The organism is Pseudomonas sp. DY-1, assembly GCF_003626975.1.
Classification (GTDB): Bacteria; Pseudomonadota; Gammaproteobacteria; order Pseudomonadales; family Pseudomonadaceae; genus Metapseudomonas.
The window spans coordinates 2,511,786-2,536,003 of record NZ_CP032616.1; the positions used below are offsets into that span (position 1 = coordinate 2,511,786).

23 protein-coding genes and 1 pseudogene are annotated in these 24,218 nt (G+C 63.7%); 12 read left to right on the plus strand and 12 right to left on the minus strand.

Going from position 1 to position 24,218, the window contains the following annotated elements; all coding sequences use genetic code 11:
- Positions 1-6: 6 nt before the first annotated feature.
- From feaR to D6Z43_RS11945, 4 genes are all read right to left on the minus strand, one after another.
- The gene (feaR, locus tag D6Z43_RS11930; RefSeq protein ID WP_120652342.1) at positions 7-957 is read right to left on the minus strand and encodes a transcriptional regulator FeaR; all 951 of its coding nucleotides are present in this window, start codon (positions 955-957) and stop codon (positions 7-9) included.
- 140 nt (positions 958-1,097) lie between these two features.
- A complete protein-coding gene (locus tag D6Z43_RS11935) occupies positions 1,098-1,676 on the minus strand; it encodes a DUF3156 family protein (protein ID WP_120652344.1) in 579 nt (192 codons plus the stop codon).
- Positions 1,657-3,156 (minus strand): APC family permease, encoded by a 1,500-nt coding sequence (locus D6Z43_RS11940; RefSeq protein ID WP_120652346.1) that lies wholly within the window; start codon positions 3,154-3,156, stop codon positions 1,657-1,659. Before D6Z43_RS11940 ends, D6Z43_RS11935 begins: the two co-directional genes overlap by 20 nt.
- A gap of 143 nt (positions 3,157-3,299) precedes the next feature.
- Positions 3,300-4,787, minus strand: a complete 1,488-nt coding sequence (locus D6Z43_RS11945) for an aldehyde dehydrogenase (RefSeq protein WP_120652348.1) — start codon at positions 4,785-4,787, stop codon at positions 3,300-3,302.
- 332 nt (positions 4,788-5,119) lie between these two features.
- Between D6Z43_RS11945 and D6Z43_RS11950 the strand changes: the two genes are divergently transcribed.
- Entirely contained in the window at positions 5,120-6,457 is a 1,338-nt protein-coding gene (locus tag D6Z43_RS11950; RefSeq protein ID WP_120652350.1) for an aspartate aminotransferase family protein, read from the plus strand.
- A gap of 52 nt (positions 6,458-6,509) precedes the next feature.
- Entirely contained in the window at positions 6,510-6,683 is a 174-nt protein-coding gene (locus D6Z43_RS27910; RefSeq protein WP_153917707.1) for a hypothetical protein, read from the plus strand.
- Here the strand turns inward: D6Z43_RS27910 and D6Z43_RS11955 are convergent.
- On the minus strand, positions 6,637-7,413 hold the full coding sequence (locus D6Z43_RS11955) for an SDR family NAD(P)-dependent oxidoreductase (protein WP_120652352.1): 777 nt from the start codon (positions 7,411-7,413) through the stop codon (positions 6,637-6,639). The genes D6Z43_RS27910 and D6Z43_RS11955 overlap by 47 nt on opposite strands.
- A 132-nt stretch (positions 7,414-7,545) precedes the next feature.
- Between D6Z43_RS11955 and D6Z43_RS11960 the strand changes: the two are divergent.
- Positions 7,546-7,707 (plus strand): annotated as a pseudogene (locus tag D6Z43_RS11960) (MoaF C-terminal domain-containing protein); the annotation flags it as partial.
- A gap of 316 nt (positions 7,708-8,023) precedes the next feature.
- On the opposite strand, the gene D6Z43_RS11965 reads toward D6Z43_RS11960, so the two are convergent.
- Complete coding sequence (locus D6Z43_RS11965) at positions 8,024-8,395, minus strand: phage infection protein (protein WP_120652354.1); 372 nt, start codon at positions 8,393-8,395, stop codon at positions 8,024-8,026.
- 266 nt (positions 8,396-8,661) lie between these two features.
- On the opposite strand from D6Z43_RS11965, the gene D6Z43_RS11970 reads away from it, so the two are divergent.
- Positions 8,662-9,909, plus strand: a complete 1,248-nt coding sequence (locus tag D6Z43_RS11970) for an MFS transporter (RefSeq protein WP_120652355.1) — start codon at positions 8,662-8,664, stop codon at positions 9,907-9,909.
- Positions 9,910-10,104: 195 nt separating this feature from the next.
- Here the strand turns inward: D6Z43_RS11970 and hpaA are convergent, their stop codons facing one another.
- Entirely contained in the window at positions 10,105-11,022 is a 918-nt protein-coding gene (hpaA, locus tag D6Z43_RS11975; protein ID WP_120652357.1) for a 4-hydroxyphenylacetate catabolism regulatory protein HpaA, read from the minus strand.
- A gap of 168 nt (positions 11,023-11,190) precedes the next feature.
- Here hpaA and D6Z43_RS11980 point away from each other — a divergent pair, with 168 nt between their 5' ends.
- From D6Z43_RS11980 to hpaI, 8 genes are all read left to right on the plus strand, one after another.
- On the plus strand, positions 11,191-11,850 hold the full coding sequence (locus tag D6Z43_RS11980; protein ID WP_120652359.1) for a fumarylacetoacetate hydrolase family protein: 660 nt from the start codon (positions 11,191-11,193) through the stop codon (positions 11,848-11,850).
- A 10-nt stretch (positions 11,851-11,860) separates the two neighbouring features.
- Positions 11,861-12,634 (plus strand): fumarylacetoacetate hydrolase family protein, encoded by a 774-nt coding sequence (locus D6Z43_RS11985; protein WP_120652361.1) that lies wholly within the window; start codon positions 11,861-11,863, stop codon positions 12,632-12,634.
- 5 nt (positions 12,635-12,639) lie between these two features.
- Positions 12,640-14,100, plus strand: coding sequence for a 5-carboxymethyl-2-hydroxymuconate semialdehyde dehydrogenase (gene hpaE, locus D6Z43_RS11990; RefSeq protein ID WP_120655247.1), 1,461 nt, complete (start codon positions 12,640-12,642; stop codon positions 14,098-14,100).
- A gap of 111 nt (positions 14,101-14,211) precedes the next feature.
- Positions 14,212-15,135, plus strand: a complete 924-nt coding sequence (gene hpaD / locus D6Z43_RS11995; protein ID WP_120652363.1) for a 3,4-dihydroxyphenylacetate 2,3-dioxygenase — start codon at positions 14,212-14,214, stop codon at positions 15,133-15,135.
- A 10-nt stretch (positions 15,136-15,145) separates the two neighbouring features.
- Positions 15,146-15,538: a 5-carboxymethyl-2-hydroxymuconate Delta-isomerase gene (locus tag D6Z43_RS12000; RefSeq protein ID WP_120652364.1), complete on the plus strand. Its 393-nt coding sequence runs from the start codon at positions 15,146-15,148 to the stop codon at positions 15,536-15,538.
- Between the two features lie 50 nt (positions 15,539-15,588).
- Positions 15,589-16,899 (plus strand): MFS transporter, encoded by a 1,311-nt coding sequence (locus D6Z43_RS12005; protein WP_120652366.1) that lies wholly within the window; start codon positions 15,589-15,591, stop codon positions 16,897-16,899.
- An 11-nt stretch (positions 16,900-16,910) separates the two neighbouring features.
- Positions 16,911-17,714 carry a 2-oxo-hept-4-ene-1,7-dioate hydratase gene (gene hpaH, locus D6Z43_RS12010; protein ID WP_120652368.1) on the plus strand — a complete coding sequence of 268 codons (804 nt, stop codon included), beginning with the start codon at positions 16,911-16,913 and terminating at the stop codon, positions 17,712-17,714.
- A 112-nt stretch (positions 17,715-17,826) separates the two neighbouring features.
- Positions 17,827-18,627: a 4-hydroxy-2-oxoheptanedioate aldolase gene (gene hpaI, locus D6Z43_RS12015; RefSeq protein WP_120652371.1), complete on the plus strand. Its 801-nt coding sequence runs from the start codon at positions 17,827-17,829 to the stop codon at positions 18,625-18,627.
- A gap of 267 nt (positions 18,628-18,894) precedes the next feature.
- Here the strand turns inward: hpaI and D6Z43_RS12020 are convergent, their stop codons facing one another.
- The 5 genes from D6Z43_RS12020 to D6Z43_RS12040 all read right to left on the minus strand — a co-directional run bounded on the left by D6Z43_RS12020 (position 18,895) and on the right by D6Z43_RS12040 (position 24,090).
- Positions 18,895-19,833, minus strand: coding sequence for a p-hydroxyphenylacetate 3-hydroxylase reductase component (locus D6Z43_RS12020; protein WP_120652373.1), 939 nt, complete (start codon positions 19,831-19,833; stop codon positions 18,895-18,897).
- 100 nt (positions 19,834-19,933) lie between these two features.
- On the minus strand, positions 19,934-21,103 hold the full coding sequence (locus tag D6Z43_RS12025; RefSeq protein ID WP_120652375.1) for a p-hydroxyphenylacetate 3-hydroxylase oxygenase component: 1,170 nt from the start codon (positions 21,101-21,103) through the stop codon (positions 19,934-19,936).
- Positions 21,104-21,336: 233 nt separating this feature from the next.
- Positions 21,337-21,759 (minus strand): homoprotocatechuate degradation operon regulator HpaR, encoded by a 423-nt coding sequence (gene hpaR / locus D6Z43_RS12030; RefSeq protein WP_120652376.1) that lies wholly within the window; start codon positions 21,757-21,759, stop codon positions 21,337-21,339.
- Positions 21,760-21,866: 107 nt separating this feature from the next.
- Positions 21,867-23,189, minus strand: a complete 1,323-nt coding sequence (locus tag D6Z43_RS12035; protein WP_120652378.1) for an APC family permease — start codon at positions 23,187-23,189, stop codon at positions 21,867-21,869.
- An 85-nt stretch (positions 23,190-23,274) separates the two neighbouring features.
- Positions 23,275-24,090: a carbon-nitrogen hydrolase family protein gene (locus tag D6Z43_RS12040; RefSeq protein WP_120652380.1), complete on the minus strand. Its 816-nt coding sequence runs from the start codon at positions 24,088-24,090 to the stop codon at positions 23,275-23,277.
- Positions 24,091-24,218 lie beyond the last annotated feature (128 nt).

A 24,218-nucleotide genomic window follows, 5' to 3' on the forward strand; every position in this document is an offset into this window, starting at 1 on the left:
GCCCCCTCAACCGATGAACGCGTTTGCGCGGTAATCCCGCGGCGACTGCTCGAAGTGCTTCTTGAAGGTCCGGCTGAAATGCGCCGAATCGGTAAAGCCCCAGCGAAAGGCAATGTCGGTGATGGACTCATTACGCAGACGCGGATTGGAAAGGTCAGCGGCGCTGCGTTTCAGCCGAGCGCGCTGGATGAACCGGCAGACACTGTCGCCCTGGTCCTCGAACAGCCGGTAGAGCTGGCGCACGGAGATGTTCAGTTGCCTGGCCAGGGACAGCGGTGTCAGCCCGGGCTCTGACAGGGACTGGTCGATCAGTTGCTGGGCCATGCTGCGCAGGCCGGCATTGTGGCAGCCATCCTGTTCGCTGGTGGTTTGTCCGGGTTGCAGGCGCAGGGTCGGCGCCAACAGGGCGATCAGCGCTTCCTGCAGAGCCTCGCCCTCTTCGAGGCCAGCGCAATGGTCAAGCTCACCGCCGCATATCTGCTCCACCAGGGTTCGCAAGACCCGGCCGCTGGCGCAGTGCTGGGAGAGCTTGCCGAAGGTCGGCCGGCCTTCCGGCAAATGGCGGCAGACATCCTCGCGGGACAGGTGGAAGGAGGCGTGTTCGATCAGCCCGTGGGGGACGATCTCGCAACCGCGGGCCGAGTCCATCAAGGCCATCTCACCCGGAGCAAGCTCCACGCTTTCGCCATTCTGGCGCAATTGCGCACGACCTCTGCGCTGGACGATCAGGAAACAGTGGCGGTCATCGTCGTGGTCGATTGAGGTGCGCTGCCGGCTGATCATGCCGGCATTGGTGCGGATCTGGGCGACTTCCAGGCCGGCAAGGTCCTGGCGGGAGATTTCACCGATGAACAGCCCATGGCTGAGTGCGGGACGCGACTCGAAACGGCCGCAAACGCCTTGCAGAGAACGGAGCCAGGAATCGAAATCATGGGAGCGGACAGCTTGGGCAACCATCGGGAACCTCCGGATCGGGCTGACGCCACATTGTTGTTATGGCGACATTATTAACATGTTATCTATTTTGCCGACAAGGAAGCTGCCAGGCCCGAATAGATCGTTAATGCCTAAGCAAGAGGTGTACCCGTCCAGCTCGTTCAGTGGTTACCAAGAACGTCCTTGAATGCGCGCAACGCCTGCAACAGCAACTGCCGCTGTTCAGGCACGAGACGGATATAGCGGCGGAAGCCGGGCATCCGGTTGACCACTTCGCTGGCCCCCATGTGTTCCAGGCGGACTCTCCACTGCCGCCCTTCCCGCTCGATCACCAGACGTTTGAAATCCAGCGGCATCAGCGCCGCCCGCAACACCTGGTCGCTTTCCAGGCGCCCCAGCAACTCGCCCAGCGCGCGTGCATCGCCTGCACGCACATTGCAGGTGACTCCCTGGCGGCGAATCGCCCCACGATGGCTCAGTTCGATACGCACTGGTCCCACTCCGGTCGAAGGGACCTGCAAGACGAACTCGGTGAGCACCAGGTGCATGAGGAACTGCGCCTGGACCCGTTCACGAACATCGAAAACCAGGTCCCCGTCATCGCTGGAGAAGCGCGTGACCGCCCCCTCCAGCGTTTCGGCGCGCAAGCCTTGCAGGTCGCGCATCACCTTCAACAGCGTCGCCCCCGGCTGGTAGCCGGGAGGCGGCCGCCGCCAGTACTCAGACAGGCTTGGAAACATGGCTGAAATTCTCCACGGCGTGGGCAACAGGTTCGTGGCTGAACTCTTTTTCCAGCACTTCTTCCACCGGAACCGGAAGGAACGGATTGACCTTCTGAACCACCAGCGTCCAGAACAGCGCATAGGCAGCGGTAAGGCCCAACATCACGCCGAAGGGGATGTACACGTCACGGGGGTTCATGCCCGGCGGCGTGATGTACCAAAGACCGATGAGAATGCCGACGCTGGAGACGATCTGCGGCAGCGGGAACCAGGGCGAGCGATAGGCGCGCGGCAGGTCCGGACGACGGATGCGCAGCATCACCACCGACAGGGTCACCAGCAGGTAGGCGGTGCTCCAGGCGCAGACGGCGGCCAGAACCAGATTGAAGATGTCATCGGTATTGCCACCCAGCCACCAGGCGTGAATGCAGGGAATCGCTGCCGCCACGGCGATGCACAACAGCGGGGTCTTGAAGCGCGGATGCAGGTAGGTGAAGGCCTTGGGCAGCGCGCCATCGACGGCCATGCCGTACATGATGCGCGGAAGGCCGGCCATCAACGTGTTGATGGTGGCGGCACCGGCGAACAGGAAGCCGATACCCAGCCAGATCGGCCCGATATCGCCCATCACGGCCTGGGCGAACTGAGGAATGGCCATGGGCGTGTCCAGCAGATGCACGCCGGTCGCTTCGTCCAGCAGCACGTTTTCCACCTGGCGTTTCATGGCCGCGCCGTAGATGAACATGCAGGACGCCACTCCCAGAAGCCCAAGGGCCATCGCGCGCGGCAGGGTCCGGGCCGAACGGCGTACTTCCGGAGCCAGCGGGGTGACGAACTCGCAGCCGACGAACATGAACATCGCCATGCCCACCAGGGACAGGATGGTGGTCAGGTCAGTACCGATCAGCGAGGCGCCGAACCAGCCGTCCAGCTCCACCCTGGGCGCGGCAATGAGGCCAGCCACACCGAAGATCATCAGCGTCGTCCACATGCCAAAGGTGAGGATCACTTCGGCCTTGCTGAACACACTGATGCCAAACGCATTGAGGATGCCGAAGGTAATCACGAAGGCGACACCCAACAGCCAGGAGCCACCGGCGGACTCGACAAGGGTGTTGAGGTGCTCGAAGTTCACCAGGGCCATGACCCCGGAGAGGATGGTCTCGGCGGTGCCGGCGAACACATGCACGATCAGGTAGGCGGAAATGGTGCCGGTGATGGCGAAGAAGCGCCCCATGCCACAGGAGATGTAGTCGTATACCGAACCACTGGTGGGCAGGATCGATGCCGCCTCGGCAAAGGTGGTGGATTGCGCCAGCATCATCACGGCGGCGATCAGCATGGCCACGGCGAAGGCACTGCCACCGATACCGAAACCCATAGTGGCGGTGAGGATCACCGGGCTCGCCATGATCAGGCCGATGGTGCTGGCGAGCGCGGTGGGAAATCCGACCGTACCGCGATCCAGGTGTGCGGTGAGTCTTGCGTTGATGGACATGGTGGTGAACCTCGAAGGCGGATGTTGTCGTTGTTTGGTTCAAGGCATGTAAAAGGCCGGGCCTCCACAAGGGCCCGGCTTCGCCGCAGCAGGCGAAAGGTCTTCGGAGCGACGCCCGCACGGGTGTGCTCCTGGTACGGAACTCAGTAGGCGATGCAGACCGACTTGTTTTCGGTGAAGGCTTCGATGGCGGCATGCCCCATCTCGCGGCCGATGCCGGACTGCTTGAACCCGCCGAAAGGCATGGACGGGTCCAGCAGGTTGTGGGCGTTGACCCACACGGTGCCGGCCTTCAGGCGCGGGATCAGTCCCATGACCTGCTTCAGGTCGTTGGACCAGATGCTCGCCGCCAGGCCGTAGGGGCTATCGTTGGCCTGGTGCACCACTTCATCGATTTCGTCAAAGGCGGTGGCGACCACTACCGGACCGAAGATTTCCTCGCGCACCACCTGCATGTCCGAGCGCACGTTGGCGATCACCGTCGGCTTGACGAAGAAGCCTCGCTCGCCATGGGCCTCGCCACCGCAGATGACACTGGCGCCTTGGGCACGACCGCTCTCGATCATGCCCAGCACCCGGTGCTGCTGCTTGGCGGAGATCAGCGGATTGATCTGCGCGCTCGGATCCAGACCCGGACCAATGCTCAGGGAGCCAGCGATGCCCTGCAGGCGCTCCAGCACCTGGTCGAAGGACTTGCGCTGCACATAGAGGCGCGAACCGGCGGTACAGACCTGGCCCTGATTGAAGAAAATCGCCCCGGCGGCACCAGCAGCGGCGTTATCCAGAGCGATGTCGTCGAGCACGATCACCGGCGACTTGCCGCCCAGTTCCAGGGTGAAGCGGGTCATGTTCTCAACCGCCGCATGGCCGATCAGCTTGCCCACCGGGGTGGAGCCGGTGAACGCCAGCTTGTCGATCCCCGGATGGGCCGCCAGCGCGGCGCCCGCTTCGGCGCCCACACCGGTGACGATGTTCACCACGCCGGCAGGAATGCCCGCTTCCAGGCACAACTGGCCCAGGCGCAGGGCAGTAAGCGGGGTTTCGTCCGCTGGCTTGAGCACCACTGTGCAGCCACAGGCCAGGGCCGGCACGATCTTCCACAAGGCCATCATCAGCGGGAAGTTCCAGGGCACGATGGCCCCCACCACCCCCACCGGCTCCGGCACCGTGTAGGCGCGGAACTTGCCGCCGGGAATCGCTCCGATCGAGACATCCAGGCTCTTGCCCTCGATCTTGGTGGCCCAACCCGCCATATAGCGGGTGTACTCCACGCCTGCCCCCACTTCGATGGCGCGCGACAGGTTGATGGACTTGCCATTGTTCAGGGTTTCCAGCTGTGCCAGCTCTTCGCCGTGGGCCTCCAGCACGTCGGCCAACTTCAGCAGCAGGCGTTCTCGGTCGGCCGGGCGCTGTGCCGCCCAACTTCCATCGAAGGCACGGCGCGCCGCGGCCACTGCGAGGTCCACATCGGCCTTGCCGGCCACCGCCACCCGCGCCAGTTCTTCGCCCGTAGCCGGGTTATGCACCGGCATCTCGGCACCGGACAGAGCAGGACGGGACTGGCCGTCGATCAACAGGCCGTGGCGGGCCTCGACAAAGGCGGTCACGCGGGGGTCAAGGGCAATGCTCATCTCGGTTCCTCTTCTCGCTCGGCCGCTGGGGCGACCGGGTATCTCGGATAGTCGAGAGGCACTGTGCGCCAGGCCCGTGGCGCGATCTTGATCCTGGCTGCCGCCGGACTTGCCAATGGCTGCCAGGCACACTGGCAGGAAAAGGCAAACCCGCTGGCAGGCAGGTGCAAGTAATCAGCGGCGGCTTGAGGCACAAATGTAGCCACGCAGCTTGCACCGCTGCCCTTGGCGATGTTCGAAAAGTCGTCGAGCGACGGTCAGGCGAGCCGACTTTTAACGAAGCATCACCGATGCATAGGCACTTTTCGTACAAGGCCTGGAGGAGAATTCACATGACCACCCGCGACAATGCCTTCTGGCACCCCATGCTGCACCCCAACGAAATGAAGCAGCGCGAGCCCATCCGCATCCTCCGTGGCGAGGGCTGCTTCGTCTTCGATGACAAGGGCAACCGTCTGGTGGACGGCGTCGCCGGCCTGTGGAACGTCAACGTCGGCCACGGCCGCAAGGAGATCAAGGCGGCCATCGCCGCCCAGCTCGACGAGTTGGAATACTTCCAACTGTTCGACGGCATCAGCCACCCCCGCGCCGAAGAACTGGCCGCCAAGGTGATCGGCATGCTTGAACCCGAAGGCATGCGCCGTGTCGCCTTCAGCTCCGGCGGCTCGGATGCCGTGGAAACCGCGCTGAAGCTGGCCCGCCAGTACTGGAAGCTGCAGGGCCAGGCCGACCGCACCAAGTTCATCTCGCTGCGCCAGGGCTACCACGGCACCCACTTCGGCGGCGCCTCGGTCAACGGCAACACCGTATTCCGCCGCAACTACGAGCCGCTGCTGCCGGGCTGCTTCCATGTCGATACGCCCTGGCTCTACCGCAACCCCTACAGCCAGGACCCGGCAGAACTGGCACAGATCTGCGCCGACCTGCTGGAGCGGGAGATCCAGTTCCAGAGCCCGGACACCGTGGCCGCCTTCATCGCCGAGCCGATCCAGGGTGCTGGCGGCGTGATCGTGCCGCCGGAAAACTACTGGCCGCTGATCCGCAAGGTCTGCGACAAGTACGGCGTGCTGCTGATCGCCGACGAGATCGTTACCGGCTTCGGTCGTTCAGGCTCGATGTTCGGCAGCCGCCTGTGGGGCGTCAAACCCGACATCATGTGCCTGGCCAAGGGCATCTCCTCGGGTTACATCCCGCTGGGTGCCACCGTGGTCAATGAGCGCATCGAGCAGGCCTTTGCCAACAACGGCAACTTCACCGGCGCGATCATGCACGGCTACACCTACTCCGGGCACCCGGTGGCCTGCGCCGCCGGGCTGGCCAACCTGGACATCGTCGAGAAGGAAAACCTGCCGGCCAACGCAACGAAACAGGGCGACTACCTGCTGAAAAGCCTGGCCACCTTCCCCGAGCGTTTCGCCGCCGTGGGCGAAGTGCGCGGCAAGGGCCTGATGGTGGCGCTGGACCTGGTGAGCGACAAAACCACCCGCGAGCCCATCGACCCAATGGGCGGTTACGCCAACCGCGTCGCCGAAATCGCCCGCGCCAACGGCGTGATGGTGCGCCCGGTAGGCACCAAGATCATCCTGTCGCCGCCGCTGGTCATCGAGCAGGAGCAGATCGATACCATCGTCAATGCGCTGGCGATCGGCTTCCAGGAAGCGCATCGGTAAGCTCGACCCGGAGCGCGGAATTCCGCGCTCCGTCCCCCGTCGGGAGCCAACCATGAGCGACAACTTCGACCAGCAGTGCCTGACGGCTTTCAGCAAGGCCGTCCCGGCCACCTTCCTCGCCTTCTACCGGGTCGACGACCAGTTTCAGGCCCATGATTTCCAGTTGCTTGCGCCAGTCCTCAGACAGAGGAGAAGCAGTTATCCACAAAGAGATGCGCCCCACTGACGAAGGATGCCTCGTCCGATGCCAGGAACAACGCGGCACGGGCCACTTCCTCCGGCTCGCACAAACGCCCCTGCTGCAACGCGATGGCCGCCTCGCTGGCGTCCACGCCCATAGCCTGCAACTCCTTCATCTCGCGAACGCCATGAGCCGTGCGGATGAAGCCCGGCGCCACCGCATTGCAGCGGATTCCCCGGTCACGAAACTCCACTGCGATGGCCCTGGCGAACATCTGGCAGGCGCCCTTGGTGGCGTTGTAGACCACTTCGCCAGGCGTCGCGTATTCGGCGGAAATGGACGAGGTGCAGACGATGCTGCCTTTGCCTTTGGCGAGCATCTGCGGCAGCACGGCACGAGTCATCAGGTACATGCTCTTGACGTTGACCGCCATCAGCCAGTCCCACTCATCTTCCTCAACGTCGAGAAACGGCTTCACGATCAGGGTTCCGGCGTGATTGAACAGCACATCCGCGCCACCGAAGGTCGCCTCCGCTTTCGCCACGGCCGCGTTCACCTGGTCGGCCTTCGAAACGTCGGCGCCGATGCCAATCGCCTCACCACCGGCCGCCTTGATCTGCCGGGCCAGGTCCTCGGCGGCATCACCGTTGCGGTCGATGATCACCACCCTGGCACCTTCGGCAGCGAACAGACGACTGGCGGCTTCACCACAGCCACCCGCACCACCGCTGATGACAGCAACCTTGTCGAGCAGCCGGGGTCTTGCTAAGTGCATGGCGTACACCTCGTTTGCATGGGGACGTTCAGACCAGCGTAGTCCAGCCGGCTCCCACATCCGGCTGATACCGAACCGCCCCTATCCCACCCACCATCGACACACCCCAACCCACTGGAAACATGCGATGGAGAAAAGATCGTCCCGACGCTTGGCCTGGTCCTGATCGAACTGGAGAACCATCGCAGCGACGGCAAGATCCTCGGCTACGCCAGCGGCGATTCTGGCCAGCTGTCGCACGTCCCGATCAGTTCCCATTGCAGCGCGCTCAGTCGTACGGAGTACCCGCTGTGAAAGGCCTCGCCGTGCTGATTACCAGCGGCGGCACCGGCCAACAACCTACTGGCGACGGTACATATAGCGAACTACGGACAGGATCGGTTGAGCCTGTTCTGATCATGACGCGGATGAAGCCGCCCTTGTAGGTTGGGCACAGGAACGAAGCCCAACGGTGCGGGGTGGAGCGTTGCTTCGTCGGGCCTCGCCCCGCTCGACCAGCGTATCCCGGACCAACCTACGGGCCGCTGTGCGGCCATGTGCGAATGAATTTGCACCCACAAACAAAAAGCCCGGCATCTGCCGGGCTTTGAGGACTTGCAGCGAATTGCGATCAGCTGATGCGCTGGGCTTGCGGCAGACGGTCGGCGCCACCTTCGGCGACGCGCAGTGCCTTGGAGCGATCGGAGCCGCCTTCAGCTACGCGGAAGCCATGGGTGCGATCCGAGCCACTTTCGGCGATGCGGTTGGCACCGGTACGGTCGGAACCACCTTCGGCGATACGGTTGGCACCAGTGCGATCAGAACCACCTTCGGCCACGCGATCCAGGACCATGAAGCTGCCTTCGACTGCAACCGGATCGACAACCTGGATGTAGGCGCCTTCCTTCGACTCGCCCAACACCGGCTGGAAGTCGGACGGCAAGGCGAAGACGCTGGTGCTCAGGCTGGCGATGAACAGGGCGGCGAAGGCTTGGGTTTTCATGATCGTGGGCTCCTCGATGGGGGCTGGAAACTGAGTACGGAGCCCATATTACGGATGGGGATTCGATTAAAAAGTGATCACTCCCGATAGAGAACATCGACGCCGTTAATGGTCAATTAACCTAATAAATATCAATGACTTATCGATATAGAACAGACCGTTCAAGGTCAGATTCCGCACCTCAGTCGCCACGAGCAGGCCCGGGCAAACCCGGATTAAGTTAATATATTAACCTTTCCCCATCGCCGCTTTCCGCACTTATCCGAATGCCTGATCCTCGCCCCTGGCCCGTCGCCATCCGCGCCCTGCGCCATCGCAACTTCCGCTTGTACTTCGCCGGCCAGGCCATCTCCACCCTGGGTAGCTGGTTGCAGCAGGTCGCGCTGGCCTGGTTGATCTACCGCCTGACCGGTTCGGCCGCGTTGCTGGGCATCACCACCTTTGCGTCTTTACTGCCGCAATTGCTCGTAGGCCCGCTGGCCGGCGCCTGGATCGACCGGCATGACAAGCGCCGCCTGTTGATCGGCGTCCAGGGGCTGCTTGGACTCCAGGCCCTCAGCCTCGCGCTGTTGACTGCGACCGGCAGCATCGGCCCCGTACTGATCGTCGCCATGGCCGCGCTGCTGGGGGTGCTCAATGCCTTCGACACACCATTGCGGCAGTCCCTGCTGAGCCAGTTCGTCAGCGGCAAGCAGGATCTGCCGAACGCCCTTGCACTGAACGCGATGCTCTTCAACAGTTCGCGCTTCATTGGCCCGCCGCTGGCCGGACTGTTGCTGGGGTTCACCAGCGAAGCTGCCTGCTTCGCCCTCAACGCCCTCTCCTACATCGGCCTGGCCGTTGGACTCCTGATCATCCGCATGGCGCCGACACCGCGTGCCAGCGGGTCCACTGGAGACGTATTCCGCGAAGGGCTTGCGTATGTTGCCGGACGGCCGACCATTCGCCTGATGATGCTCAGTGTACTGGTGGTCAACCTCACCGCTTCCAGTTATGCAGTGCTGCTGCCGGTGTTCGCCAAGGACATCTTCGCTGGCGACGCGCGCACCCTTGGCTGGCTCTGGGGCGCCGCCGGGCTCGGCTCGTTGCTCGGTACGCTGTTCCTCGCCAATCGTCGCGGCCTTGCGGGGCTGGCAAACACCATCATGGGTTGCGCCATGGCTGGCGGTGCCGGCCTGCTGGCATTCGCCTTCAGCGAACGACTGGTGATCTCGCTGCTGGCCATGGCACTGCTCGGCTTCGCCATCACCAACTGCAACGTCGGCACCAACATCCTCCTGCAGAGCCTTGCCCCGGAGCATCTGCGTGGCCGCGTGGTATCGCTCTATACCTCGACGCGCTTCGGCTTCGACGCCATTGGTGGCCTGCTGGTGGGAGTGTTGGCCGAACATCTTGGCGCCCCCTGGGCCATGGCCAGCGCCGGGGTGCTGCTGCTCGGTTATTGCGCCTGGTTGCTACCGCGCCAGCGTCGGCTGGGCCGGGAGATTGCCGACTCGCCGACGGAGGACCATTGATCCCCATGCTGTCGGATCGATGTGTTGCATAGACTCGCCCAACGCCGACTCAACCTACCGGCCTGCAACGCAGAGATAGGGTCGTAGCTTCATCTAACTACCGGCCGTGTTGAGCAGGGTTTCGCTCGTTGGGTTTCGTGCCTCTACCCAACCTACAGCTCAACCCCAACGCCGTCCTTCCATGTGGCAGATGAATCAACGCCACGCATCTTCCTTGTCGGCGGCGCGGCGCTGGCGGTACTCGCCCGGAGTCATGCCGGCGTTACGGGCGAAGAAGCGGCTGAAGTAAGCCGGGTCCCTGAAGCCCAGCAGGTAGCAGATCTCATTGGCCGAGCTGCCGGTGAACAACAACAGGCGCTTGGCCTCCTGCATCACCCGGTCGTGGATCAGGCGCTTGGACGGCAGGTCAGCGATGCGTCGGCAGATGTCGTTCAGGCGCGCCTCGGTCACACCCATCTGCTCCGCGTACTGCCCAAGGGACCAGTGCTCGCGGTAGTGCGACTCGATCAAACCGTTGAAACGGTGGAACACCTGCAAGTCTTCATGCCGTGCCGGTTGCGCCTTCAGCGAACGGGCCGAAAGGCGCAACAGGCTGATGAAGATCAACCGGGTCAACGCCGACAGGCTGGCCTCGCGCCCCGGCCGGCTGGCGGTGAACTCGCTGCGCAGTTGGTCGAACAGCAGGTCGAGACGCTGCACCTCCTCGCGATACTCCTGCCCCAGTTCCGAAAAGGCTACGCAAACCGGCGCAATCTGCGGGCCATCGGCCAGACCCTGCTCAGCTTCCAGCAGCGGCCATACCAGTTGCTGACGAACCGTGAGTACGTGGCCATCGGCGTCCTGCTCGGTGACGAAGGCATGGGGAATGGTCGGTGGCGTGAGGAAGAACAGCGGCCCTTCCTGGCGGTACTGCTGCTCATCGAGGTAGACCCGCACCGAACCGCTCTTCACGTAATGCACCTGGAAGAAACGGTCGTGGCGGTGCACCGGCATGTTGCGACCGAAGAAGTCCGCCAGCTTGCCCAGGGCTTCGTAGTGCACCTCGGCATCGGCGTAACGCTGGTCGTAGACCTGGCCGATGTTGATGTTGGGAATGGGCTGGCGCTCTGCCATGGCGACCTTTCTCCGCTGCCTTCGCACACCTTCGATGACGAAAGGCGAAGACGCAAGGCTTGACGATCATTAACATGTTAAATATAACGTTAACACATTAACGAAATCCTCGTTACGGGTGGCGCTCCTGTCACGGCCCCACCCGTTTTTTATCCACAGGAGACGACCATGCGCCCCGCACTCGACCACGTCGCCACCGGTACCCTGTTCGGCGTTGCGCTGAATTACCGGGGCCTGCTGGAAAGCCGTCTGGACGAATTCCAGCAGCCGCCCTACCAGAAGCCGCCGGTCAAACCAGTTCTGTTCATCAAGACGCCCAATACCCGCAATGGCCACGGCCAGCAGGTGGTCTACCCGAAAGGCGTGGAACGCCTGCAGCCGGGCCCAGCCCTGGGCGTGGTGATCGGCAAGAGCGCCAGCCGCGTATCCGAGGCCAACGCCATGGCCCATGTGGCCGGCTACGTGATCGTCAACGAGTTCAGCCTGCCGGAAGAGAGCTACTACCGCCCGGCGGTGAAAGCCAAATGCCGCGACGGCTTCTGCCCCTTCGGCCCGGAACTCGTTCCCGCTGCCGATGTGCAGGACCCGCACGCGCTGACCCTGAAGCTGTTCGTCAACGGCGAACTGCGTCAGGAGAACAGCACCGCAAACCTGGTGCGCGGCATCCCGCGACTGATCGAGGAAATCAGCGAGTTCATGACCCTGCACGAGGGCGACGTGCTGATCACCGGCACCCCGGAAGGTCGCGTCGACGTGCATCCCGGTGACCTCGTGGAAGTGGAAATCAGCGGCCTTGGCCGCCTCGCCAACACCGTGGTTGCGGAATAAGGAGCCCGAGATGAAACACGCACGCATCCGTTACCAGGGCGAAGTCCACGCCGTTACCGTGGAAGGCGAAAATGCGGTCCGGCTCGCCGATGGCCGTCTGCTTGGTGAAAACCAGGTCGAGTGGCTGCCACCGGCCACCGGCAGCATGTTCGCCCTGGGCCTGAACTATGCCGACCACGCCGCCGAGCTGTCCTTCAAGGCGCCCACCGAACCACTGGCTTTCATCAAGTCGCCGGGCACCTATACCGGCCACAACCAAGTCACCTGGCGCCCGGACAACGTTGCCTACATGCACTACGAGTGCGAACTGGTGGCGGTGATCGGCAAGCCGGCGCGCAATGTGAAGCGCGAGGACGCCCTCGCCTACCTGGCCGGCTACACGGTGTGCAACGACTACGCCATCCGCGACTACCTGGAGAACTACTACCGGCCCAACTTGCGGGTGAAGAACCGCGACGCCAGCACTCCGGTCGGCCCGTGGATAGTCGACGCCGCCGACGTGCCCGATCCCTCGAAGCTCAAGCTGCGCACCTGGATCAACGGTGAGCTGAAGCAGGAAGGCACCACCGCGGACATGATCTTCGACATCCCCTACCTGATCGAATACTTCTCCAGCTTCATGAGCCTGCAGCCGGGCGACATGATCGCCACCGGCACGCCGGAGGGCCTGGCCGACGTGGTGCCTGGCGATGAAGTGGTAGTGGAAGTCGAAGGCGTGGGCCGCCTGGTCAACCGAATCGTCAGCGAAGAGGCCTTCTTCGCCCGCAAGCAACAAGAGGCATGAGCAGCATGATCAAGCACTGGATCAACGGCCAGGAAGTCGAGAGCAAAGAAGTTTTCGTCAACTACAACCCCGCCACCATGGACCCCATTGGCGAAGTCGCCAGCGGCGGTGCCGAGGAAATCGCCGCTGCCGTGGCCGCCGCCAAGGAAGCGTTCCCCAAGTGGGCCAACACCCCTGCGAAAGAGCGCGCGAAGCTGATGCGCAAGCTGGGTGAACTGATCGACCAGAACGTACCGCACCTGGCCGAACTGGAGACCCTGGACACCGGCCTGCCGATTCACCAGACGAAGAACGTGTTGATCCCCCGCGCCTCACACAACTTCGAGTTCTTCGCCGAGGTCTGCACCCGCATGGACGGCCACAGCTACCCGGTGGACGATCAGATGCTCAACTACACCCTCTACCAGCCGGTAGGCGTGTGCGGCCTGGTCTCCCCGTGGAACGTGCCCTTCATGACCGCCACCTGGAAGACCGCGCCTTGCCTCGCGCTGGGCAACACCGCAGTGCTGAAGATGAGCGAGCTGTCGCCTCTGACTGCCAATGAACTGGGCCGTCTGGCGCTGGAAGCCGGTATCCCGAAAGGCGTGCTGAACGTGGTGCAGGGCTACGGCTCCACCGCTGGTGACGCCCTGGTTCGTCACCCGGACGTGCGCGCGATCTCCTTCACCGGCGGCACCGCCACGGGGCGCAAGATCATGCAGACCGCCGGCCTGAAGAAATACTCCATGGAACTGGGCGGAAAGTCCCCGGTGCTGATCTTCGATGACGCCGACCTCGACCGCGCCCTGGACGCCGGGCTGTTCACCATCTTCTCGTTGAACGGCGAGCGCTGCACCGCGGGCAGCCGGATATTCATCCAGGAGTCCGTCTACGACCAATTCGTCGCCGAGTTCGCCGCCCGAGCCAAACGCCTGATCGTCGGCGACCCGCAGGACCCGAAGACCCAGGTCGGCTCGATGATCACCCAGCAGCACTACGACAAGGTCACCGGCTACATCCGCATCGGCATCGAGGAAGGCGCCACCCTGCTCGCGGGCGGCCTGGAGCGACCGGCCAACCTGCCGGCGCACCTGTCCCGTGGCCAGTTCATCCAGCCCACGGTGTTCGCCGATGTGGATAACCGCATGCGCATCGCCCAGGAAGAAATCTTCGGCCCGGTGGTCTGCCTGATGAAATTCAAGGACGAAGCCGAAGCCCTGCGCCTGGCCAACGACACCGAATATGGCCTGGCCTCGTATATCTGGACCCAGGACATCGGCAAGGCCCATCGCCTGGCCCGTGGCATCGAGGCCGGCATGGTCTTCATCAACAGCCAGAACGTACGCGACCTCCGCCAGCCCTTCGGCGGCGTGAAAGGCTCCGGCACCGGTCGCGAAGGCGGCCAGTACAGCTTCGAGGTCTTCGCCGAGATCAAGAACGTATGCATTTCCATGGGCAGCCACCACATCCCCCGTTGGGGCCTGTGAGATAACTGCTAATCCATGAAGAGGGGAGCACTGCTCCCCTCCCCGTGCCGGTGTGCAACCGACCCGATAACAAGGTTCCCCAAGAGGGGAATGACACGAGGAGTTACCGTCATGGGCAAACTTGCTCTGGCTGCCAAGATCACCCACGTCCCCTCCATGTACCTGTCCGAACTGCCGGGCCCGCGCCAGGGCTTTCGCCAGGCCGCCATCGACGGGCACCTCGAGATCAGCCGCCGCTGCCGCGAGCTGAACGTCGATACCATCGTCGTGTTCGATACCCACTGGCTGGTCAACGCGAACTACCACATCAACTGCGCGCTGAACTTCGAAGGCCTCTACACCAGCAACGAGCTGCCGCACTTCATCGCCAACATGGAGTACGGCTTCCCGGGCAATCCCGAACTGGGCCGCCTGCTGGCCGAGGAGTGCAATCGCTTCGGCGTGGAAACCATGGCCCACGACGCCACTACCCTGGCGCCGGAGTACGGCACCCTGGTGCCCATGCGCTACATGAACACCGACCGCCACTTCAAGGTGGTCTCGGTTTCGGCGCTGTGCACCTCCCACTACCTGAACGACAGCGCCCGTCTCGGCTGGGCCATGCGCAAAGCCGTGGAAGACCATTACGACGGCAACGTCGCCTTCCTCGCCAGCGGTTCGCTGTCCCACCGCTTCGCCCAGAACGGTCAGGCCCCGGACTTTGCCACCAGGGTCTGGAGCCCCTTCCTGGAAAACCTCGACCACCGCGTCGTGCAGATGTGGGAAGGCGGCGAGTGGGAGGATTTCTGCGCCATGCTTCCGGAGTACGCGGTCAAGGGCCACGGCGAAGGCTTCATGCACGACACCGCGATGTTGCTAGGCGCGCTGGGCTGGTCGAAGTACGACGGCAAGGCCGAAGTCGTCACCCCCTACTTCGGCTCCTCCGGCACCGGCCAGATCAACGCGATCTTCCCGGTTACGCCGCAGGACGGCTCCGCCATCCCCGCGGCCCAAGCCTCGAATCCGGCCGGCGTCGCCTCTAACAGCCGTCTCTGAGGGCCCCGCCGTGCCACATTTCATCGCCGAGTACACCCACAACATCGAAACCGAGGCGGACCTGCCGGGCCTCTTCGAGAAGGTCCATGCCTGCCTGGGCGCCTCGGGGGTCTTTCCCCTCGGAGGCATCCGCAGCCGCGCCATACGCCTGGATACCTGGCGCATGGCTGACGGAAAGCACGACTACGCGTTCGTCCACATGACCCTGAAGGTCGGTGCCGGCCGTGACCTGGAGACCCGGCGCAAGGTGGCCGACGAGCTGTTCGAGACGATCACCCGGCACTTCGCCGAGCTCCAGGCGCGTCGTCTGCTGGCCCTCTCCTTCGAGATGACCGAGCTGGATGCCGAGCTCAACTACAAGCTCAACAACGTGCATGCCTTCCTGAAGGGCCAGGGCGGCTGAAGTCGCCCCACCTTCCGCCGCTCTGCCTCATTCACAAAAAGTACAAGACCATGAGCACAGTCAATACTGCTTGTCCTGCCGACGCCGAAAACGCAGCCCGTGATGCGACCCATCGCGCCGTCACCTGGCGGCTGATGCCCCTGCTGCTGGTGTGTTACCTGTTCGCCCACCTTGACCGGATCAACATCGGCTTCGCCAAGATGCAGCTGAGCGCTGACCTGCAGTTCAGCGACACCGTCTACGGCCTCGGCGCCGGCCTGTTCTTCGTCGCCTACGCCCTGTTTGGCGTGCCCAGCAACCTCGCTCTGGAACGGGTCGGCCCGCGTCGCTGGATTGCCGTCCTGATGGTGGTCTGGGGCCTGTTGTCCACCGGCATGTTCCTGATCCAGGACGCCACCGGTTTCTACGCGCTGCGTTTCCTTCTTGGCGTGGCCGAGGCCGGTTTCTTCCCCGGCATCCTGGTTTACCTCAACCGCTGGTACCCAGCCCGCCGGCGCGCCCAGGTTACCGCCCTGTTCGCCATCGCCGTGCCAATGGCCGGGGTAATAGGGGGGCCGCTGTCTGGCGCCATACTCGAAGGCTTCCACGACCATCTTGGCCTGCGCGGCTGGCAGTGGATGTTCCTGCTCGAAGGTGCCCCGGTGATCCTCCTTGGCCTGGTTGTGTGGTTCAACCTGCCGGAGCGCTTTGATGCGGTTGCGTGGTTGAGCGAGGAACAGAAGCGCTGCTTGCGGGAGGACATGACGATCGAGGAGCAGCGCAAGCCCATCACCTCCTTCGCTGGCATCTTGCGCGATCGTTGGGTGTGGCTCCTGGTGGCCATCTACTTCGCAGTGATGCTGGCCGTTAATACCCTGGCCTTCTGGATGCCCACCCTGATCCACGGTGCCGGCGTCGCCCGCGACAGCCAGGTTGGCTTGCTCAGCGCCATACCCTATCTGGCGGGTGTTTGCTTCATGCTGGCCTGCGGCCGTTCCTCGGACCGCCACCGCGAGCGCCGCTGGCACCTGTGCGTGCCTCTACTGATGTGCGCCGCAGGCATTGCCCTCAGCGGGCTGCTACCTACCAGCACCGTCCCGGTGCTGGCCGGGCTGATTATCGCCGGCATGGGCGCCAGTGCTGCCCTGCCGATGTTCTGGCAGTTGCCGCCGGCCTTTCTCTCCATCCGCACCCAGGCTGCCGGAATCGGCTTGATCAGTTCCTTCGGCAGCATTGCCTCTTTCCTCGCGCCCTACCTGATCGGCTGGACGCGCGACACCACCCAGAGCGCCAGTCTCGCGCTGTTCGTCCTGGCCGTACTTATCGCCTTCGGCGCCGCGCTGGTGCTTCGCACTCCCGCCGATCTCGTCAATCCCCGCTAGAGAGACCCGTCATGCTCGACCCTACTCTGATCCAACAGGCCGCCGCTCGCCTCGACGCCGCCGAGCGCTCCCGCGAGCAGGTGCGTCAGTTCTCCCTCGACTACCCGTCCATCAGCATTGACGACGCCTACACCATCCAGCGCGCCTGGGTGGCGCAGAAAATCAAGGACGGCCGCAAGCTGGTGGGTCACAAGATTGGCCTCACCTCCCGCGCCATGCAGGTGTCGTCCAACATCACCGAGCCGGATTACGGCGCACTGCTGGACGACATGCTGTTCGAGGAAGGCAGCGACATTCCCTTCGAGCGCTTCATCGTCCCGCGTGTGGAGGTGGAGCTGGCCTTCATCCTCGGAAAGCCCCTGCGTGGCCCGAACTGCACCGTCTTCGACGTGCTGGAGGCCACCGAGTGGGTGATTCCAGCGCTGGAGATTATCGACGCGCGCATCCAGCAGGTGGACCCCGACACCAAGGTCACCCGCAAGGTGTTCGACACCATCTCCGATAACGCCGCCAACGCCGGCGTGGTGATGGGTGGGCGCGCCGTGCGCCCGACCGAGATCGACCTGCGCCGCGTGCCGGCAATCCTCTACCGCAATGGCGTGATCGAGGAATCCGGCGTTTCCGCCGCCGTGCTCAACCACCCGGCCAAGGGCGTGGCCTGGCTGGCCAATAAGCTGGCGCCCTACGACGTCACCCTGGAAGCCGGGCAGATCATCCTCGGCGGCTCCTTCACCCGTCCGGTGGCGGCCAATCCCGGCGACACCTTCCACGTCGACTACGACCAGCTGGGCTCTATCGCCTGCCGTTTCGTCTGACCACCACCCACCGTTGAACCGTAGGAGCGAGCTCTGCTCGCGAAGTGCCCGGGCAAAGAGCATTCGCCAGCAGAGCTGGCTCCTACATTTAATGCCTGCCAAGGAGTCCTCCATGGACCTGCCGATCAATACCTTCAAACAGCGCCTGCAATCCGGCCAGCCGCAGATCGGCCTCTGGCTGGGCCTGGCCGATGCCTACTGCGCGGAACTGGCGGCCAACGCTGGCTTCGACTGGCTGCTGCTGGACGGTGAACACGCCCCCAACGACCTGCGCAGTCTGCTCGCCCAGCTCCAGGCCATTGCGCCCTACCCGTCCCAGCCGATCATCCGTCCGCCCATCGGCGACACGGTGCTGATCAAGCAGCTACTGGACATAGGCGCCCAGACCCTGCTGGTGCCCATGGTGGAATCCGCCGAGCAGGCCGCCGAGCTGGTCCGAGCCATGCGCTACCCGCCGTTTGGCGTTCGGGGCGTGGGCAGCGCCCTGGCCCGAGCCTCCCGCTGGAACAGCATTCCCGGCTATCTGAATCACGCCGACGAGCAGATGTGCCTGCTGGTGCAGATCGAGAACCTCGACGGTCTGGCCAACCTGGATGTCATCGCTGCGGTGGAAGGCGTGGACGGTGTGTTCATTGGCCCGGCCGACCTCTCCGCCGCCATGGGGCATCGCGGTAACCCCGGTCACCCGGAGGTCCAGGCCGCCATCGAGGACGCCATCGTGCGCATCCGCAACGCCGGCAAGGCTGCCGGCATCCTCTCTGCCGACCAGGCCCTGGCGCGCCGCTACATCGAACTGGGCGCCGCCTTCGCCGCTGTTGGCGTGGATACCACGGTGCTGATGCGTGGCCTGCAGAGCCTGGCCGCGACTTTCAAGGGCACTGCGGCGCCGGTGAGCGGAGGCGGCGTGTATTGATTGCCCCGGTCATGACAGAAAGCCGGCTCAAGGAGCCGGCTTTCTTGTGCCTGTTTGTTGGCTCCGATAGGCGTGGAGTGCAGTCCCCATCGTAGGGTGCGCTGTGTGTTCAGCCGGGACACATGGCGCACCCTACGGCACCTGCCTCAACCTGCTGGTTCGCCGACTCGAAAGCCGACGACTGATGACCACGTCATCAGGAGCTGGTTTCACGCGCAAACGAAAATGGCGCCACTTGGGCGCCATTTTCACTGCACGGGTGCTCGATCAACCCAGCGCAATCACCGCCTTGAGCATGGCCTTGAAAGTCGACTGCTGCTCTTCGCTGAACTGCGCGAAGACCTTTTCCTGTTGCTCACGGGCGATACGCCAGAGTTCCTCCGCCTGCTGCACACCGAGCGGTGTCAGGACGTAGCGCTCATCGGAATCGACCACCATACCCTTGCGTTTGAGAATGGCCACGGCTTCCTCGATCTCGCGCATGGGCATTGCCACTTCACGCTGCAGGTCAGAGAGCCCCATGCCGGCGTCATTCTCCAGCACCATCAGCATCCGCGCCTCGCTGGTGCGCAGGCCGGTGGACAGCTGTTTCGGCTGGTAATCGGCCTGGTAGCCACGTACCGCCTGGGTCATCAGGTAGTAGAGGTTGTGCGCCAGGCGCCCCTGAAAAGCGCTGGAAGCGGGCTGGCCCTCGGACTTTCGAGTCATGCGGGTATGCGGCAGGACCATCGAATAGGCGCCCTGGTGATACAGCAGCGGCGAGCGACCGAAATCATCGAAACGGACCACCTTGCCGATGAGAATCCAGTGGTCGCCGCCTTCCACCCACTGGTGCATCTCGCATTCGAAACGCGCGGCGCAGTCGGGCAGCAGCGGCGCGCCACCAACGCCGGATTCCACCGCCACGCCCTCGAACTTGTCATCACGCGGGCGAGCGAACTGGTTGGACAAGTCGATCTGGTCGGCAGCGAGGATGTTCACCGCGAAATGGCTGGCCCGCTCGAACACGGCCAGGCTGCTGGAGCGCTTGTCGATGCTCCAGAGGATCAGCGGCGGCTCCAGCGACACCGAGTTGAAGCTGTTGGCGGTGACACCCACGCGAGTGCCATCAGGTGCAGTGGCGGTCACCACCGTGACACCGGTGGCGAAGTTGCCCAGGGCGCGACGGAAGGCACGGGAATCGAAGAGAGTTTCTTGAGAGGACATGACGCAACTCCTGGCGGCCGCCTTCCGGGACGGCCGCGCGTGAGTAGAGGATCGAGGCGGCGCGAGGCCGCCCCGCACGCAAGGGGATGGAGAGCCGGGCTCAGACCATGCTGGGGTCTGGCTCCAGCCCCATCAGCTCGCGGCCGAGGATTTGCGCGCAAACATCGTAGTCGGTGTAGGCATGGGCGCCGGTCATGTGGGAGTCGCGGAACAGGCGCTGCATTTCGTTGTTCTCGAACCAACTGGTACCGCCGGCGGCCTCGAACAGACGGTCCACGGCCTGGATGCACATCTTCACCGCGTAGGCCTGGTTGGTGCGCCAGAAGGCCAGGGTCTCACGGCTCGGGTACTGGTGGCGCTCACCGTGTTCGGCGTGCTCCTGCCAGGTCTTTTCCAGCAAGGCGCGGGCGGCGGCGACCTGGTGGGTGGATTCGGCCAGGCGCATCAGCGCCGGCGTGGCGGTTCCCACACTCACGCCGGTATAGGCGCGCACGCGGTTCTTCGTTTTCTCCTTGTAAGCCTCCAGCATGCGCTCGGCGATGCCCAGGCTGATGGCAGCAAAGCCGCTGGCAAAGTACGGACGGTAGGGTGCGTAGAAGATCTTGCTGTCCGGGTACAGGCCGAAGCCGTCGGAACGGCCCTCCATCATGTCCTTGGCCGCCTGGATGCGGTAGTTCGGCACGAAGGCGTCCCTGATGATCAGCGTCTTGGTTCCGCTGCCCTTCATGCCGGCGGCGTACCAGTCGTCGCGGATCTCGTAGTCGCTGCGCGGCAGTACGGCGAAGCAGTAGACCAGTTCGCCTTCGGTGCTCTTGCGGCGGCAGCCGACGATGGCCCACTCGGCATGGTCGCTACCACTGCTCCAGCCCATTTCGCCGCTGAACAGAACCCCGCCCTCGACCTCTTCCACCTTGCCGAATGGTGCGATGGAGCTGCTGGCAGTGGCGTCGGAATCCTCGCCCCAGACTTCCTCCTGCAGGCGTGCGGAGAACATCGCCAACTGATGGCTGTGGGTACACAGCAAACTGAAGGCCCAGGCAGTGCTGGCGCAGGCACCGGCCAGGGCAACCACGCAATCGGCGAACTCCGGCAGGGAGATTTCCATGCCGCCGTACTTCTTCGGTTGCAGCGCGCGGTGCAGGCCAATGCCCTTGAGGATGGCGATGTTCTCGTCCGGGACCTTGCGAAGCTGCTCGGCCCTGGCGGCGTTGGCTGCGATGGCCGGCAGGATCGCCCTGAGGTCATCGAGCAGTGGATTTGGCTTTTTCATGTCGAGGCCCTGCTTATTGTAAGTACTTGGAAAAGGCCAGGCGGATGGCTCATCTCGATGCGTAACGGCACGGGACGCCGGAGCCTGAAACGAGTAACCGAAGTGAATGCAGGGCGATTATGGGACGGGGCGTAGGCCCCAAAAATGGACGTTACGGTCTCTCGATTGCACTTTTCATGGCGCGCCGGGTGCATTGCACACCCGGCATATCCCCTAGGATGCCGTTGGTGCGATCAGGGCTTGATCTGCTTCAACTCGTTGAGCAATTCGAAGAGCTGCTTGAGCTTCGCCTCGCCGAACTGATCCTGGATCTTCTGGTAATTGGCTTCCATCCCCGAGCTCATGGAGACAAAGCACTGCTGGCCCTTTTCGGTGAGGTTCACCAACACACGGCGCTGGTCTTGCGGGGCCTTGCGGCGCACCACCATGCCATCACGCTCCAGACGCGCCAGCACGCCGGTCATGCTCGGCTTGAGGATGCAGGCAAGGTCGGCAAGCTGGTAACTCTCCAGTTCACCGTGCTGGCGCAGCAGGCGGATCACCCGCCATTGCTGTTCGGTCAGGTCGTGCTGGTTGAGCAGGGGACGGAAGAAACTCATGGTCGCTTCGCGCGCCTGCAACAGGGTGAGGGTCAGGGAGGGGCGGGTTTCGGGCATGGCGGCTGTGGTCCGGGAAGTATCGTGAATATTTTAACGAAAATATCCCCGGCACTGCAGCCCGGCAAGTGGAGCGGGCGGACGTCCGACGTCCGCCCGTTGACGCATCAGGCCTCTTCAAAGCTCAGTTCAGGTGGTTGGCGTCGGAAGCCACCGGTCAACCAGCCGAGGTAGATCACCCCCAGCGCCAGCCAGGAGAGGCCGAGGATGATTGCCAGGTGGTCCAGGCTGACCATCAGCCAGAGGGTCGCCACCATACCTGTCAGCGGGAACAGCAGGAACTGCACCAGCTCGCGCGGGCCGCGGCGATCACCGTTGAGCCAGTAGTGGAATATCACCGATAGGTTCACCAGGGTGAATGCCAGGAAGGCGCCGAAGTTGATGAAGGACGTGGACGTGGTCACGTCCATCTGCAGCGCCAGCAGGGCTACCACGCCACACAGCACGATGCTCCCAACCGGCGTGCCGAAGCGCTCGCTCAGGCGACCGAACAGGGATGGCGGCAGCACGCCGTCGCGCCCCATGGCGAACAGCAGGCGCGAGGCGCTGGCCTGGGCCGACAGGCCCGAGGTGAACTGCCCGACGATCAGGCCAATGAGGAAGATCGAGACGAACACATCGCCGCCGATGTTGCGGGCAATTTCGTAGGCCGCCGAATCGGCGCTCTGGAACTCGGTCGACGGGTGCGCCAGCTGCACGAAGTACGAGGTGGTGATAAAGATCAGCCCGCCGATCAGGGTAATCAGCAGGATTGCCTTGGGGATGGTGCGACGCGGGTCACGGGTTTCCTCGGTCAGGGTGCTCACGGCATCGAAGCCGAGGAAGGAATAGCAGGCGATGGCCGCGCCGCTCATGATCAGCGGCAGCTGCATCCCCTCCTTGATGAAGGGGGCCAGCGACCACAGCGGCTTGCTCGCATCACCCAGCACGTAGTGCACGCAGAGCGCGACGAAGGCGACCAATACCAGGAACTGCACCAGCATCAGTGCGCCGTTGACGTTCTTCGCCAGGCGCAATCCCACCACATTGATCGCAGTGGTCACCCCGATGAACGCCAGCACCCAGACGGGCTGGGGCACATTGGGAAACGCCGAGTGCAGGTACGCCGCACCGATCAACCAGATGGCCATCGGCAAGAAGAGGTAATCCAGCAATACCGCCCAGCCGGCAAGGAACCCCAGTTTGGGGTTGATGGCCTTGCGGACATAACTGTAGGCCGAGCCGGCCACCGGGAAGGCAGCGGCCATCCGGGCATAGCTGAACGCAGTGAAGAGCATGGCCACGGAAGCCGCCACGTAGGCGGCCGGGACCACACCGCCAGTGGTGTCGGCGAGGATGCCGAAGGTGCCAAGAACGATGATCGGGGTCATGTAGGCGATGCCGAAAAGCACCACCGACCCCAGCGACAAGGTGCGCTGAAGATGAGCCATTACCGCTACTCCGAATTGTTGGTTGTTGTGACAGAGCCGAAGTCGGCGTGAAGCGGCCGCCCTGCGGATGGGGCGGCCAAAGGGGTCAGGAAATCAGCAGCTCGCGACGACCGTCTGCGTGGTCGATACGCTCGCCCGGCAGCACGAACCGGCGCTCGTCCAGATAGCGATAGTCGCGGCGCGCAGATTCGAGTCGGGTCATGTCCAGTTCTACGATCTGCCGGCACTCCTCCCGCCCGGCCTCGCAGAGCAGTTGGCCGAAGGGGTCGACCACCGCGCTGCCACCCGCGAACACCAGGCTGCCATCACCCTCGCCCACGCGGTTCACCATCACGGCGTATGCCTGGTTCTCCATGGCACGGGCCATGATCGCGGTACGGTGGGTGGGGCCATAGGGGTCCATGTTGCCATTGGTCACCAGGATCAGCTCTGCACCCAATTGGCCAAGGGCGCGGGCGCTCTCCGGAAACTCGATGTCGAAACAGATCAGGATGCCGACGCGAATGCCTTTCCACAGCGCGGTGGCGTAACGGTCCCCGGGCGTGAAGATGCCGCGATCCGATGCCCACAAGTGAGTCTTGCGATAGCGCAGGGCGATGCCGTCCGGTGTGATCAGCAGCGTGGTGTTGTAGAAGGTTCCGGCATCGTTCTCCGCCACTCCGACGACCACCGCCACATTGCGCTCACGCGCAGCGCGCTGGACGGCCTGCACGCTGGGGCCATCCAGCGGCTCGGCAACGGCGGCGACGTTGGCTTCGGTGGGGAAACCCATCAATTGGGTTTCCGGAAAAACCACCAGGTCCGTACCCGGAGCACAGGCGGAGATGGCCTGGAGGGTACGTTCGAGGTTGTAGGCAGTGTCGCCGTCACGGCCGGCGAGTTGGACGAGTTCGACCTTCATGGGTGCTCCTGGTTCTTGTCAGCGGGCGAGCAGACGTCAGAATGCTCTGCACCCGCCCTGGCATGTCCGGAGTATGGAACGCGACAGGGCCTGGAGTAATTACGCGGGTGTGGTAACCCATCGGGGGT